Origin of the sequence: Enterobacter cloacae complex sp. SHL009 (assembly GCF_049237205.1) — a bacterium.
Taxonomy (GTDB): Bacteria; Pseudomonadota; Gammaproteobacteria; order Enterobacterales; family Enterobacteriaceae; genus Enterobacter; species Enterobacter cloacae_M.
In genome coordinates this window covers 340,683-354,372 of sequence record NZ_JBMKIW010000002.1, presented here as the reverse complement: position 1 = coordinate 354,372, position 13,690 = coordinate 340,683, and the positions used below count along the sequence as shown (strand labels likewise).

The 13,690-nt window shown below is 52.8% G+C and carries 13 protein-coding genes; 6 read left to right on the top strand and 7 right to left on the bottom strand.

Features of this window, described 5'->3' with window-relative positions; all coding sequences use genetic code 11:
• Positions 1 to 2: 2 nt before the first annotated feature.
• From ftsL to leuO, 7 genes are all read right to left on the bottom strand, one after another.
• Positions 3 to 368: a cell division protein FtsL gene (ftsL, locus tag ACOTZC_RS08150; RefSeq protein WP_008501989.1), complete on the bottom strand. Its 366-nt coding sequence runs from the start codon at positions 366 to 368 to the stop codon at positions 3 to 5.
• Positions 365 to 1,306: a 16S rRNA (cytosine(1402)-N(4))-methyltransferase RsmH gene (rsmH, locus tag ACOTZC_RS08145; protein ID WP_333032902.1), complete on the bottom strand. Its 942-nt coding sequence runs from the start codon at positions 1,304 to 1,306 to the stop codon at positions 365 to 367. Before rsmH ends, ftsL begins: the two co-directional genes overlap by 4 nt.
• Before the next feature lie 2 nt (positions 1,307 to 1,308).
• The gene (gene mraZ, locus ACOTZC_RS08140) at positions 1,309 to 1,767 is read right to left on the bottom strand and encodes a division/cell wall cluster transcriptional repressor MraZ (RefSeq protein ID WP_021240528.1); all 459 of its coding nucleotides are present in this window, start codon (positions 1,765 to 1,767) and stop codon (positions 1,309 to 1,311) included.
• 599 nt (positions 1,768 to 2,366) lie between these two features.
• Complete coding sequence (gene cra / locus ACOTZC_RS08135; protein WP_008501993.1) at positions 2,367 to 3,374, bottom strand: catabolite repressor/activator; 1,008 nt, start codon at positions 3,372 to 3,374, stop codon at positions 2,367 to 2,369.
• Between the two features lie 179 nt (positions 3,375 to 3,553).
• On the bottom strand, positions 3,554 to 4,045 hold the full coding sequence (ilvN, locus tag ACOTZC_RS08130; RefSeq protein ID WP_023310389.1) for an acetolactate synthase small subunit: 492 nt from the start codon (positions 4,043 to 4,045) through the stop codon (positions 3,554 to 3,556).
• Position 4,046: 1 nt separating this feature from the next.
• Positions 4,047 to 5,771 (bottom strand): acetolactate synthase 3 large subunit, encoded by a 1,725-nt coding sequence (gene ilvI / locus ACOTZC_RS08125; RefSeq protein ID WP_023310388.1) that lies wholly within the window; start codon positions 5,769 to 5,771, stop codon positions 4,047 to 4,049.
• A 380-nt stretch (positions 5,772 to 6,151) separates the two neighbouring features.
• Entirely contained in the window at positions 6,152 to 7,096 is a 945-nt protein-coding gene (leuO, locus tag ACOTZC_RS08120; protein WP_029741223.1) for a transcriptional regulator LeuO, read from the bottom strand.
• 606 nt (positions 7,097 to 7,702) lie between these two features.
• On the opposite strand from leuO, the gene leuL reads away from it, so the two are divergent.
• The 6 genes from leuL to ACOTZC_RS08090 all read left to right on the top strand — a co-directional run bounded on the left by leuL (position 7,703) and on the right by ACOTZC_RS08090 (position 13,615).
• Positions 7,703 to 7,789 carry a leu operon leader peptide gene (gene leuL / locus ACOTZC_RS08115; RefSeq protein WP_071786497.1) on the top strand — a complete coding sequence of 29 codons (87 nt, stop codon included), beginning with the start codon at positions 7,703 to 7,705 and terminating at the stop codon, positions 7,787 to 7,789.
• Between the two features lie 91 nt (positions 7,790 to 7,880).
• On the top strand, positions 7,881 to 9,452 hold the full coding sequence (gene leuA / locus ACOTZC_RS08110; protein WP_023310386.1) for a 2-isopropylmalate synthase: 1,572 nt from the start codon (positions 7,881 to 7,883) through the stop codon (positions 9,450 to 9,452).
• Positions 9,452 to 10,543 (top strand): 3-isopropylmalate dehydrogenase, encoded by a 1,092-nt coding sequence (leuB, locus tag ACOTZC_RS08105; RefSeq protein ID WP_126303576.1) that lies wholly within the window; start codon positions 9,452 to 9,454, stop codon positions 10,541 to 10,543. The genes leuA and leuB overlap by 1 nt, the downstream gene beginning before the upstream one ends.
• 2 nt (positions 10,544 to 10,545) lie before the next feature.
• Positions 10,546 to 11,946, top strand: a complete 1,401-nt coding sequence (gene leuC, locus ACOTZC_RS08100; protein ID WP_126303577.1) for a 3-isopropylmalate dehydratase large subunit — start codon at positions 10,546 to 10,548, stop codon at positions 11,944 to 11,946.
• Positions 11,947 to 11,956: 10 nt separating this feature from the next.
• Positions 11,957 to 12,562, top strand: coding sequence for a 3-isopropylmalate dehydratase small subunit (gene leuD, locus ACOTZC_RS08095; protein ID WP_039260825.1), 606 nt, complete (start codon positions 11,957 to 11,959; stop codon positions 12,560 to 12,562).
• A gap of 162 nt (positions 12,563 to 12,724) precedes the next feature.
• Positions 12,725 to 13,615: a cation diffusion facilitator family transporter gene (locus ACOTZC_RS08090; protein ID WP_045401000.1), complete on the top strand. Its 891-nt coding sequence runs from the start codon at positions 12,725 to 12,727 to the stop codon at positions 13,613 to 13,615.
• Positions 13,616 to 13,690: the final 75 nt, after the last annotated feature.

Sequence of the window (13,690 nt, the reverse complement as noted above, 5' to 3'; positions counted from 1 at the left end):
CCTTATTTTTGTACTACGATATTTTCCTGCGAAGGATCAACATGCTGCAGTTGCAGCTTTTCCGTTGCGATCCGTTCAACCCGGCTGTGATCGCCGAGCGCGTTTTCTTCAAGGATCAGATTTCGCCATTCAATATCCAGCGCATCGCGTTCCAGTACCATCTGCTCGCGTTGCGCAGTCAATAAACGTGTATGGTGGGCGGTAGTCACCACCGTAACTGCCGTGACAATGATGCAAATGAACAGACAGAGTGGCAGTTTCCCAAACCGCAAAAGATCGTCGCCGATCACGCCAGGCAAGGCATGGCGCTCGTTGCTTCCTAACGAATCCTTAACTTTGCTTAGGGTCTCTGTCACTCTGCCGATCATGCGTTCGTCCTCTCTGCAACACGCAGCACTGAACTACGGGCGCGTGGATTCTCTGCCACTTCTTCTTCGCCCGGCATCAACTTGCCTAATGCTCGCAACTGACGGCCACCCAGCTTCCTGAGTTGTTCTTCCGTCATCGGCAGCCCCGCTGGCACCTGTGGACCGCGGCTTTGTTCACGCATAAAGCGTTTCACAATACGGTCTTCCAGCGAATGGAAGCTGATGATGGATAACCGCCCACCCGGGGCCAGCACGTCGAGCGAGCTTTTTAGCGCCAGCTCTATTTCCTCCAGTTCACTGTTTACCCAGATGCGAACCGCCTGGAAGGTACGGGTCGCGGGATGTTTGTGCTTATCCTTCACCGGTGTCGCCGCCGCGATCACCTCAGCCAACTCTTTGGTGCGGGTCATTGGCTCAGTGCGATTGCGCTCAACGATGGCGCGCGCAATACGTTTGCCAAAGCGCTCTTCGCCAAACGTTTTGATGACCCATGCAATGTCTGCTTCGTCAGCGGTCTGTAACCACTCAGCGGCAGACTGACCGCGCGTCGGGTCCATCCGCATGTCCAGCGGACCATCACGCATAAAGGAGAAACCACGTTCGGCATCATCAAGTTGGGGTGAAGAGACGCCAAGATCGAGAAGAATCCCGTCGATCTTGCCCGTCAGGCCGCGCTCGGCAACATAATCCGCGAGCGCAGAGAAAGGTCCATGCACGATGGAAAAGCGTGGATCATTGATGGTCTGTGCAACGGCAATTGCCTGCGGATCGCGATCGATTGCCAGCAGACGTCCTTCCTCTCCAAGCTGGGAGAGAATCAAACGCGAGTGACCACCGCGACCAAACGTGCCATCAATGTAGATGCCATCCGGACGAATATTCAGACCGTTAACGGCCTCGTCCAGTAACACCGTTTTATGTTTATAATTTTCCATCATATTTATAGAGACAAGTCCTGCAGCCGTTCCGATAATGTCGCGGAATCAGACTGCTCAGCGTCGATATCTTCCTTGACCTGTTGATACCAGGTCGTTTCATCCCACAGTTCAAACTTGTTGAACTGCCCGACCAGCATCACTTCTTTGGTCAGACCGGCATGTTGCCGCAACACAGGCGCAATCAGTAATCGCCCTGCGTTATCCATCTGACATTCACTGGCATGTCCCAATAAAAGCCGCTGCACGCGGCGTTCCTGCGGGTTCATGCTCGACAGTCGCGACAGCTTTTGCTCAATAATTTCCCATTCAGGCAAGGGGTAAAGCAGCAGGCAGGGGGAGTTAATGTCAATGGTGCAAACCATTTGACCCGCAGCGTTCTCAATCAGCTGGTCGCGGTATCGGGTTGGTACCGATAAACGCCCTTTGCTGTCGAGATTGACTAACGTAGCTCCACGGAACATGCCAGTCTCACCCCTCCTCACCACTTTAACCCACAAATTCCCACCTAAAGGAGTTTACGGAGCGAGGGAAAAGCTTGTCAAGCCAGGACTCTCCCTATAAGGACCCGAAAGCCCTCTATTTACAGAGATAAACAGTCCTGGTTAATAACTGCACAACTGGCGAGGCAAAATTAACGTTATGAATATTTGTAAGAAAAAAACCGAATATGCACACTAGCGTTAAAGCTCACTCAATATCATCGCAGATAAATATAAAGTGTCAGTTTGCGACGCGGGCAGCATTTTATGACAGATTCTCAGGGGATAACAGCGCCAGATTCACTCGGGCACCCGGTAAGCGCGGCGGTTGCCACGTAAGCTGACAAAGGAGGAGCAAAAACGTCTGAATATTCATCGGCCGAAGAGGGTTTGTAACAAATTAATACAAAGATGGCTGTTTAAAATCGCCCGGACGTTCTTTAAAGGGCCAATTTAAAAGCAGGAATGAATTAAGAAAATAGGCGATTAGGATTTCTCAAGAATTATCCTAATTTCTCTCCGGGAATTATGCGCACGAATTATCGCAACAAAATGGGGCAGATTTCGCCGCCCCAGTCATTTCATTTTTGGCGGCTTAAAATTCCGCGATGGTAGAGATTACGTTTGATCCGCGTCAGGCCCGGCTTCGGTTTGCGCGGCTCATCCAGACTTGCCAGCACAATCTCCAGCACGCGTTCAGCCACATCGCGGTGACGCTGTGCTACCGCCAGCACCGGGCACTGGAGGAAGTCGAGCAGCTCGTTATCCCCGAACGTGGCAATCGCCAGATCGGAGGGCAGTTTACCTTCACGGCGTAAGGTCACATCCATGACGCCCTGCAACAGCGCAAACGAGGTGGTGAACAGCGCCTGAGGCATTGGGTGCGTTTCCAGCCATTTTTCGAACAGCTGCGCCGCGGCTTCACGCTCGTAGCTATTGGCATAGAGGTAGTGGACCTCGCGCGGATCGTCTTTCCAGGCGGTTCTGAATCCCTGCTCGCGCAGGAAGCTCACGGAAAGCTCGGGCAACGCGCCAAGATACAGCACTGTCTCTGCGGGGAACGTTCTCAGCTCTGCGGCCAGCATTTCTGCATCATCCTGATCCGCACCCACGACGCTGGTGAAATGCTCGCGATCGAGCGCGCGATCCAGCGCAACGATTGGGAACGGGTCGTTCGCCCAGCGCTGGTAGAACGGATGCTCTGGCGGCAAGGAGGTCGACACGATGATTGCATCCACCTGGCGCTGGAGGAGATGCTCAATGCAGCGCATCTCGTTGTCGGGCTGGTCTTCCGAGCAGGCAATTAGCAACTGATAGCCGCGCTGGCGCGCCTGACGTTCAAGATAGTTGGCGATACGGGTATAGCTGGTGTTTTCCAGGTCAGGGATCACCAGACCAATAGAGCGGGTACGCCCGGCACGCAGACCGGCTGCGACAGCATTCGGATGGTAGTTATGCTCACGAACCACCGCCATAACTTTTTCAACGGTCTTGTCGCTGACACGGTACTGCTTTGCTTTACCGTTAATCACATAGCTGGCCGTTGTTCGTGACACGCCGGCTAGCCGGGCGATTTCATCCAGTTTCACAATTGCCCCTTAAAAAAAGAAAAGAGTCCATGGCCCTGTCAAGGTTATGGTTAAATCTTTTAACATCTAAACGCAGAAAAGCCTTCGCGGCAACCGCTTTTATCTGCGTTGTCGGCTGATTACGCAAAAAAAAGCCCGGCTTTGGTGACCGGGCAGAAAGAGGCGAACCTTTTTGACAACTAACGCATGATTTTCTCGCCGCGTGACAGACCCACAACACCCGATCTTGCGACCTCAACAATTTTTGCGACATCCCGCACGGACGCCAGGAAAGCATCCAGCTTGTCGCTTGTACCGACCAACTGAACGGTATAAAGAGAAGGCGTGACGTCGATAATCTGTCCGCGGAAAATATCCGCATTGCGTTTGACTTCATCACGCCCGTAGCCGCTGGCCTGGATTTTCACTAGCATGACCTCACGTTCAACGTAGGCCCCCTGCCCCAACTCGCTCACGCGCAGTACGTCGACCAGCTTATGCAGCTGTTTTTCAATTTGCTCAAGTACTTTGGCATCGCCGACGGTTTGGATCGTCATGCGCGACAGCGTCGGATCTTCCGTCGGGGCAACGGTCAGGCTTTCAATGTTATAGCCGCGCTGCGCAAAAAGGCCAATGACGCGCGACAGTGCGCCAGACTCGTTTTCCAGTAAAACAGATAATATCCGGCGCATATCAGGTTCTCTCCGTTTTGCTTAACCACATTTCATCCATACCACCACCACGAATATGCATCGGATAAACGTGCTCGGTTCCATCAACAATCACATCCATAAAGACGAGGCGGTTGTTTTTAACGTGCTCAAGCGCCTGTGCGAGCTTCGTTTCCAGCTCGGCCGGATCGGTCACCCGCATGCCTACGTGGCCATAAGCTTCAGCAAGACGAACAAAATCCGGCAGCGATTTCATGTAGGACTGGGAGTGGCGGCCAGAGTAGATCATATCCTGCCACTGCTTGACCATACCGAGATACCCGTTATTCAGGTTCAGCACCAGTACCGGCAGTTCATACTGCAGCGCGGTAGACAGCTCCTGAATGTTCATCTGAATACTGCCGTCCCCCGTCACGCAGACGACGGTTTCATTCGGCAGCGCCAGCTTCACGCCCAGCGCGGCAGGCAGACCGAAGCCCATGGTTCCTAAACCACCGGAGTTGATCCAGTGTCGCGGTTTATCAAACGGGTAATACAGGGCGGCAAACATCTGATGCTGCCCCACGTCTGAGGTCACGTACGCCTCACCTTTCGTCAGTCGCCACACCGCTTCAATGACCGCCTGCGGCTTAATGTTTTCACTTTGCGTGTCATATTTCAGGCACTGACGCGCGCGCCACTGTTCAATCTGCTGCCACCAGTCGCGGATCTCATCCAGCGGCTGGGTTACACTCTCCTGGGTCAGCAGGTCCAGCATTTGCTCCAGAACCTGACGGGCATCGCCGACGATCGGCACATCAGCCGACACCGTTTTTGAAATTGACGTTGGATCGATATCAATGTGCAACACGGTGGCGTTCGGACAATACTTCGCCAGGTTGTTGGTGGTGCGATCGTCAAAGCGCACGCCGACGGCAAAGATCACATCGGAATGATGCATTGTCATGTTGGCTTCATAGGTACCGTGCATACCCAGCATCCCCAGCGCCTGACGATGGGTGGCAGGGAACGCCCCCAGCCCCATCAGCGACGACGCAACGGGAAGGTTAAGCTTTTCAATCAGTTCACGAAGCTGGGCTTCACAGGCAGAGTTGATCGCCCCGCCACCGACATAGACCACCGGTTTTTTGGCGGCCAGAAGCGTTTGCAACGCTCGCTTGATCTGACCTTTATGCCCCTGCGTTGTGGGGTTATAAGAGCGCATGCTGACCGATTCCGGCCAGACATAAGGCAGCTTGTTTGCCGGGTTGAGAATATCTTTAGGCAGATCGACCACCACCGGTCCCGGGCGTCCGCTCGCCGCCAGCCAGAAGGCTTTTTTCAGTATGCCGGGAATGTCTTCTGTTTGCTTGACCAGAAAGCTGTGCTTCACAACGGGACGCGAAATCCCGACCATGTCGCACTCCTGAAACGCATCGTAGCCAATCAGTGAGGTTGCCACCTGCCCGGAGAGGATCACCAGCGGAATGGAGTCCATATAGGCCGTCGCAATGCCGGTAATGGCGTTTGTCGCGCCGGGGCCGGACGTGACTAATACCACGCCCACTTCACCCGTCGCACGTGCCAGGCCGTCAGCCATGTGTACCGCCGCCTGCTCGTGACGTACCAGAACATGGTCAATGCCCCCAACCGTATGCAGCGCATCATAAATATCGAGGACCGCACCGCCAGGGTAGCCGAACACTTGCTTTACGCCCTGATCGATCAGCGACCGAACGACCATTTCCGCGCCAGACAACATCTCCATGCTTTGCCTCCAGGCATTTTGTTATAGACGGACTGCCGAATTCATTTCCGCACCGTCTTACGATTGGGATAAACCAATCTTATATTTTGCAGAGTGTTCTTTACCTTAACCGCTCGTTATGAGGCAGGCAATTAGCAAACCCGGTGAGATAAACGCTGTGTAAAGCAGAAAAAGCAGCCGTTATCAGAAGATATGGTTAATTCCTCTGGGAATAGAGGATGGGGTGATAAATCATCGCTGAAAACCGCGACAATGCAGGAAATCATCTATTTTTGCGCGCCGGAGAGCAGTCAGAAAAAAAGATTCACAGAACAAAATATCAAGTATCCAGAAAAACTCAGGATAAATCACATAAACCAATGCGATTTATCCTGATGCATTTACCGGCGGCAGATGCCAACCAGCAACTCTTCCATCCACTGATGTCCTTTATCCCGGCCCGCCGCTTCATGCCAGGAAAGATAACAGGTACGGCTATTTAGCTTGAGCGGCAGAGGCAAAATTTGCAGATTTAAAGGGTCAGAAAACTCTTCTGCCAGCCAGCGCGGCGCAATTGCCACCAGCTGTGTCTGGGAAACCACGTTTAATACGCTGACCATGGCCATGCCCTGATAAGCCACGCTCGCCTGTTTATCCGCAGTGTCATACCACGGCAGGCTAAAGGAAGCATATCTGTCGAGCGCAACAACGGCGTGCTGCTCGTTATAAACATCGTTTTCTCGCAGCGGAGAATTCAGGCGCGGGTGTTTTTTACTGGCGACCAGAACCATTTCATCTTTAAACAGCGGCACGCAGGAAAATTCCGGACGACGGAACTCTTCATATCCCAGAACGAATTCGATCTCCTGATAGCGTAACTGATGTTCCGTGTTTTGATTCAGAGATGATTTAAAAACAAGATGGATATTTGGTGCGATCTCTTCAACTTTATTATAGATAATTGACGTTAAATAATTATCTAATGGGCTGCAGACACAAAGATGAAATACGCGCTCGCTGCTTAAAGGTTCAAAGCCCGATCCCGGCAGCTCATTTTGGACCAGTTGCAACGCCTGGCGGATGGAGCCGAACAGCTGGAATGCGCGTGCCGTAGGCTGGATCCCCCTCCCGTAGCGAACAAATAATTCGTCGTTAAACATGAGCTTAAGTCTGGCAACGGCATTACTCACCGCAGGTTGTGACATCCCCAACGCTTGAGCCGCGCGGGTGATATTCTGTTCCTGCATGACCGCATCAAACACCGTCAGAAGATTCAGATCCACCGTGCGTAACTGCGGTTTAATCCCATCAGTAGCTTGAGACTGTTTAATATTGTTTTCTGGCACTTCTGACTCCACTGTCACGCTACACTCCTTTGCCAACGTACTGCAATAATCTCGAAAAATATGATTTATCATGCAAATACGATCAGCGAAAGAGAATTATTTAAAATTCGGAATATATAAAGACTCTATATTAACAAAAATTAATGAGCGAAAATGATATGTTTGACTTTAGGATCTGAATGAAACCACAAACCAAACAAATATACAATTGCCATCAGGTTAATGATGACTTAAGTATTATTAAACTATTATTGCTATCTCCCTACAATTAGTTAACAGCCTGTTATCCCTGTTCGTTTTTTAGCACTCCGAAATAGATTCACTGCATTTATAACTTAATGATATCCAAACTCTTTAAGCACAAAGCATCCCCTTCAAGACATTTCACTCATTTTTAAATAATTATATTCATTTGTTTCTGCAACTCTTTTTTTAAGTCCAAAATTAGACAATTAGTCGGGCAGGGAAAGCTAAAACCAGCACAATTAGCTAAAGTGAATATCCTGTTGATTCCGTCTGTCGGGCCCGTTTTCATCCTCAGGGGTTGACATGAACAGCCGTATCCAGTACCACTAAAAGCATATTGAATTTAACGGAGCACGATTCATGACACGCACCATTCGTTTCACCGGTCTACTACTACTAAACGCATCCACTGTGCGCGGTAGACTGGCGGGCGAAATTCAGCGTTGAATCGTCACCAGTAAGACTAAAAACCCGCGCCACTGCGCGGGTTTTTTTATGCTCGTAGCAAGGCGCCCTAAGACTGACAAGGACCTAACCCATGAGCCAGCAAGTCATTATTTTCGATACTACTTTACGTGACGGTGAACAGGCATTACAGGCAAGCCTGAGTGTAAAAGAGAAACTGCAGATCGCGCTGGCTCTCGAACGTATGGGTGTCGACGTGATGGAGGTCGGTTTCCCTGTCTCTTCCCCGGGTGATTTCGAATCCGTACAGACCATCGCGCGCACCATTAAAAACAGCCGCGTCTGTGCCCTGGCGCGCTGCGTAGAGAAAGACATCGACGTCGCCGCCGAGTCGCTGAAGGTCGCCGAAGCGTTCCGTATCCACACCTTTATTGCTACCTCGCCTATGCACATCGCAACCAAATTGCGCAGCACGCTGGATGAGGTGATTGAGCGTGCGGTTTACATGGTTAAGCGCGCACGCAACTATACCGATGACGTTGAATTCTCCTGTGAAGATGCGGGCCGTACGCCTATCGAAGACCTGGCACGCGTTGTGGAAGCCGCCATCAACGCGGGCGCGAAAACCATCAACATCCCGGACACAGTCGGCTACACCATGCCGTTTGAGTTCTCCAGCATCATCACCGGCCTGTATGACCGCGTGCCGAATATTGATAAAGCAATTATCTCCGTCCACACCCACGATGATTTGGGTCTGGCCGTAGGCAATGCTATCGCCGCCGTCCACGCTGGCGCGCGTCAGGTAGAAGGCGCGATGAACGGTATAGGCGAACGCGCGGGCAACTGTTCGCTGGAAGAAGTGATCATGGCGATCAAAGTGCGCAAAGACATTATGGACGTGCACACCCGCATCAATCACAACGAAATCTGGCGCACCAGCCAGACCGTCAGCCAGATATGCAACATGCCGATTCCGGCTAACAAAGCGATTGTCGGTACTGGCGCCTTCGCGCACTCCTCCGGTATTCACCAGGATGGCGTCCTGAAGAACCGTGAAAACTACGAAATCATGACTCCGGAATCCATTGGCCTGAATCAGGTACAGCTGAACCTGACCTCCCGTTCCGGTCGCGCCGCGGTTAAACACCGTATGGAAGAGATGGGTTATAAGGACAGCGATTACAACATGGATCAGCTGTACGACGCGTTCCTGAAGCTGGCCGACAAAAAAGGCCAGGTGTTCGACTATGACCTGGAAGCGCTGGCCTTTATTAACAAGCAGCAGGAAGAGCCGGAGCACTTCCGTCTGGATTACTTCAACGTGCAGTCCGGCTCCAGCGACATCGCCACCGCCTCGGTCAAACTGGCCTGCGGGGATGAAATTAAAGCAGAGGCCGCTAACGGTAACGGCCCTGTCGATGCCATCTACCAGGCGATTAATCGCGTCACCGAGTATGACGTTGAGCTGGTGAAATATGACCTGACGGCCAAGGGCCACGGCAAAGATGCACTGGGTCAGGTCGACATTGTTGTTACCCACAATGGCCGCCGCTTCCATGGCGTGGGCCTGGCGACCGATATCGTTGAATCCTCCGCGAAAGCGATGGTGCATGTTCTGAACAACATCTGGCGCGCCGCCGAAGTCGAAAAAGAGTTGCAACGCAAAGCTCAGAATAAAGAGAACAACAAGGAAACCGTGTAATGTCGAAGAATTACCATATTGCTGTGTTGTCGGGCGACGGTATTGGTCCGGAAGTGATGGCACAGGCGCTGAAAGTACTGGAAGCCGTTCGCGCGCGTTTTGCGATGAAAATCACCACCAGCCACTATGACGTGGGCGGTATTGCGATTGATAACCACGGCACGCCGCTGCCAAAAGCGACCGTGGAAGGCTGCGAAAATGCCGATGCCGTGCTGTTTGGTTCCGTCGGTGGCCCGAAATGGGAACACCTGCCGCCGGCAGAGCAGCCAGAGCGCGGCGCGCTGCTGCCGCTGCGTAAACATTTCAAGCTGTTCAGCAACCTGCGTCCGGCGAAGCTGTATCAGGGTCTGGAAGAGTTCTGCCCGCTGCGCGCGGATATCGCCGCCAACGGTTTCGACATTCTGTGCGTGCGTGAACTGACCGGCGGGATCTACTTCGGTCAGCCAAAAGGCCGCGAAGGCAGCGGACAACACGAGAAAGCGTTCGACACCGAGGTGTATCACCGTTTCGAAATCGAACGTATCGCCCACATCGCGTTCGAGTCGGCGCGCAAACGCCGCCATAAAGTGACCTCCATTGATAAAGCGAACGTGCTGCAGTCCTCCATTTTGTGGCGCGAGATCGTCAGTGAAGTCGCTAAGCAGTACCCGGACGTCGCGCTGTCGCACATGTACATCGACAATGCGACCATGCAGCTGATTAAAGATCCGTCCCAGTTTGACGTGCTGCTGTGCTCCAACCTGTTCGGCGATATTCTCTCTGACGAGTGCGCGATGATCACCGGCTCGATGGGCATGCTGCCCTCCGCAAGCCTGAATGAAGAAGGCTTTGGCCTGTACGAGCCTGCGGGCGGCTCCGCGCCGGATATTGCAGGCAAAAACATTGCCAACCCTATTGCGCAGATCCTCTCCCTGGCCCTGCTGCTGCGCTACAGCCTGGATGCAGGCGACGCAGCAACCGCAATTGAAAACGCCATTAACCGGGCGTTAGAAGAGGGCGTCCGTACCGGCGATTTAGCACGCGGCACGGCGGCAGTCAGTACCGATGAAATGGGCGACATCATTGCCCGCTATGTCGCTGAAGGGGTGTAATCATGGCTAAGACGTTATATGAAAAGTTGTTTGATGCGCACGTTGTTTACGAGGCGCCAAACGAAACCCCGCTGCTGTACATTGACCGTCATCTGGTGCACGAAGTGACCTCTCCTCAGGCATTTGACGGCCTGCGCGCGCACAAGCGTCCGGTACGTCAGCCGGGTAAAACCTTCGCGACGATGGATCACAACGTATCCACCCAGACCAAAGACATTAATGCCTCGGGTGAGATGGCCCGTATCCAGATGCAGGAGCTGATTAAGAACTGCAAGGAATTTGGCGTTGAGCTGTACGACCTGAACCATCCGTACCAGGGCATTGTCCACGTGATGGGGCCTGAGCAAGGGATCACCCTGCCGGGCATGACGATCGTCTGCGGGGACTCCCATACCGCGACCCACGGCGCGTTTGGCGCTCTGGCGTTCGGAATTGGCACTTCCGAGGTGGAACATGTTCTGGCAACGCAGACCCTGAAACAGGGCCGCGCCAAAACCATGAAGATTGAAGTGAAGGGTAAAGCCGCACCGGGTATTACCGCAAAAGACATCGTGCTGGCCATTATCGGTAAAACCGGCAGTGCGGGCGGCACCGGTCATGTTGTTGAATTCTGCGGTGAAGCCATCCAGGCGCTGAGCATGGAGGGGCGCATGACCCTGTGCAATATGGCCATTGAGATGGGCGCAAAAGCCGGTCTGGTCGCGCCGGACGAAACCACCTTCAACTACGTGAAGGGTCGTCTGCACGCGCCGAAAGGTCAGAATTTTGACGACGCGGTAGCGTACTGGAAAACCCTGAAAACCGACGATGGCGCAGCCTTTGACACCGTCGTCACGCTGCAGGCAGAAGAGATTGCGCCTCAGGTAACCTGGGGCACCAACCCGGGCCAGGTAATTTCCGTTAACGACAATATCCCGGACCCGGCATCCTTTACCGATCCGGTCGAGCGCGCCAGTGCCGAAAAAGCGCTGGCCTATATGGGGCTGAAGCCCGGCGTGCCGTTGACCGATGTCGCCATTGATAAAGTCTTTATCGGTTCCTGCACCAATTCCCGTATCGAGGATTTGCGTGCCGCCGCCGAGATTGCCAAAGGCCGTAAAGTGGCACCAGGCGTGCAGGCGCTGGTGGTACCTGGCTCCGGTCCGGTGAAAGCCCAGGCGGAAGCCGAAGGTCTGGATAAGATCTTTATCGAAGCGGGCTTCGAGTGGCGCCTGCCCGGCTGCTCCATGTGTCTGGCCATGAACAACGATCGCCTGAATCCGGGCGAGCGCTGCGCCTCCACCAGCAACCGTAACTTTGAAGGCCGTCAGGGCCGCGGTGGGCGCACCCATCTGGTCAGCCCGGCAATGGCCGCCGCTGCGGCAGTCACCGGCCATTTCGCCGATATTCGCAGCCTGAAATAAGGAGACAATCATGGCAGAGAAATTTACCCAACATACGGGCCGTGTTGTCCCGCTGGACGCCGCTAACGTCGATACTGACGCTATTATTCCAAAACAGTTTCTGCAGAAAGTGACGCGTACCGGTTTCGGCGCACATCTGTTTAACGACTGGCGTTTCCTGGACGATAAGGGAGAAGTGCCTAATCCGGAATTCGTTCTGAACTTCCCGGAATACAAAGGCGCCTCCATTTTGCTGGCACGCGAAAACTTTGGCTGCGGCTCATCCCGTGAACACGCGCCGTGGGCGCTCACCGACTACGGTTTTAAAGTGGTCATTGCCCCTAGCTTCGCGGATATCTTCTACGGCAATAGCTTCAACAACCAGCTGCTGCCCGTCACGCTGAGCGATGAACAGGTCGATGAGTTGTTCGCGCTGGTTAAGGCGAATCCGGGCATTTCGTTTGAAGTGGATCTGGAAGCCGAAGTGGTGAAAGCCGGGGATAAGACCTACAGCTTCAGCATTGATGCCTTCCGCCGTCACTGCATGCTGAACGGTCTGGACAGCATTGGTTTAACTCTCCAGCACGACGCGGCGATTGCCGCTTACGAAAACAAACAACCTGCATTTATGAAATAATCCTCCGGCCTGCAGTCCATTCTGCAGGCCGCATTTTATCTTGATACCCGTCTCCTTCTGTAAATACTTCCCAAACCCAGCCACTAATGACGTTATATTTAATGTCAATTTAATGTTTCCTGCGCAGAATAACCGCTCAATCAGCTGGCAGCGGAAAAAATCATGGAAAAGAAAAATGGCAATGAGTCTCATATCCGTTCTCGGGAAATACATAAATGCACATTAGTAAGCGTAATAATAAATAGTTTACTCACTGCCTTTCAGATACTTGCAGGAATATTTTCCGGCTCACAAGGTTTAATTGCTGATGGGATTCATTCTCTTTCCGATTTATCCTCCGACTTTGTCGTTTTGGTTGCGAATAAAAAGAGTCAGAAAGCCTCTGATATCGATCATCATTACGGTCATCTGCGTTTCGAAAACGGTGCAAAGCTCATTATTGGCGCTATTCTGCTGCTTGTGGGGGTCGGGATGCTCTGGTCCGCAGGGAATAAACTGCTTCACCCCGATACGCATCAGCTGGTGAAAGGGGCCGCGTTGTGGGTGGCGATTCTGGCGCTGGTGGTAAAGGAAAGCTTGTTCCGATACATGTTTGCCACGGGAAAACGTATTCAGTCCTCGCTGCTGATAGCCAATGCCTGGCATGCCCGTTCTGATGCAGCGTCGTCAGTGGTTGTCGCCATCGGCATTGCCGGGAATTTAGTGGGTTTTCACGCGATGGACCTCATTGCGGCCTTGATTGTCGGAGTATTCATCGCCCACATGGGTTACAAATTTGCTGCCGATGCCCTGCACGATCTGATGGACCGCTCGCTGGAGCCCGAGCTGGAGCACGACATCAAAACGTGTCTTCTCGCAACCGAGGGCGTCACCGGACTCCATGATTTAAAAACCCGCAAGATGGGTGATTTAGCCCTTGTCGATGTTCATCTGGAAGTAAACGGCGAATTAAGCGTAAAAGAAGGACATCAGATTGCCGTTAATGCCAGAAATAACGTGATGCAAAAATTCAATGTGCTGAACGTGATGACGCATATTGATCCTGCCCGCTAATCGAAACGCATAAATACAGTGTGACGCAAGCGATCGTTAAGGTTTCGTTAATTAATCTGCGCCACACTGCATCGC

Coding starts and splice junctions, on each gene's coding strand:
- ftsL (WP_008501989.1), bottom strand. CDS start 368: ATGATCGGCAGAGTGACAGAGACCCTAAGCAAAGTTAAGGATTCGTTA.
- rsmH (WP_333032902.1), bottom strand. CDS start 1,306: ATGATGGAAAATTATAAACATAAAACGGTGTTACTGGACGAGGCCGTT.
- mraZ (WP_021240528.1), bottom strand. CDS start 1,767: ATGTTCCGTGGAGCTACGTTAGTCAATCTCGACAGCAAAGGGCGTTTA.
- ilvN (WP_023310389.1), bottom strand. CDS start 4,045: ATGCGCCGGATATTATCTGTTTTACTGGAAAACGAGTCTGGCGCACTG.
- ilvI (WP_023310388.1), bottom strand. CDS start 5,771: ATGGAGATGTTGTCTGGCGCGGAAATGGTCGTTCGGTCGCTGATCGAT.
- leuL (WP_071786497.1), top strand. CDS start 7,703: ATGACACGCACCATTCGTTTCACCGGTCTACTACTACTAAACGCATCC.
- leuA (WP_023310386.1), top strand. CDS start 7,881: ATGAGCCAGCAAGTCATTATTTTCGATACTACTTTACGTGACGGTGAA.
- leuB (WP_126303576.1), top strand. CDS start 9,452: ATGTCGAAGAATTACCATATTGCTGTGTTGTCGGGCGACGGTATTGGT.
- leuC (WP_126303577.1), top strand. CDS start 10,546: ATGGCTAAGACGTTATATGAAAAGTTGTTTGATGCGCACGTTGTTTAC.
- leuD (WP_039260825.1), top strand. CDS start 11,957: ATGGCAGAGAAATTTACCCAACATACGGGCCGTGTTGTCCCGCTGGAC.
- ACOTZC_RS08090 (WP_045401000.1), top strand. CDS start 12,725: ATGGAAAAGAAAAATGGCAATGAGTCTCATATCCGTTCTCGGGAAATA.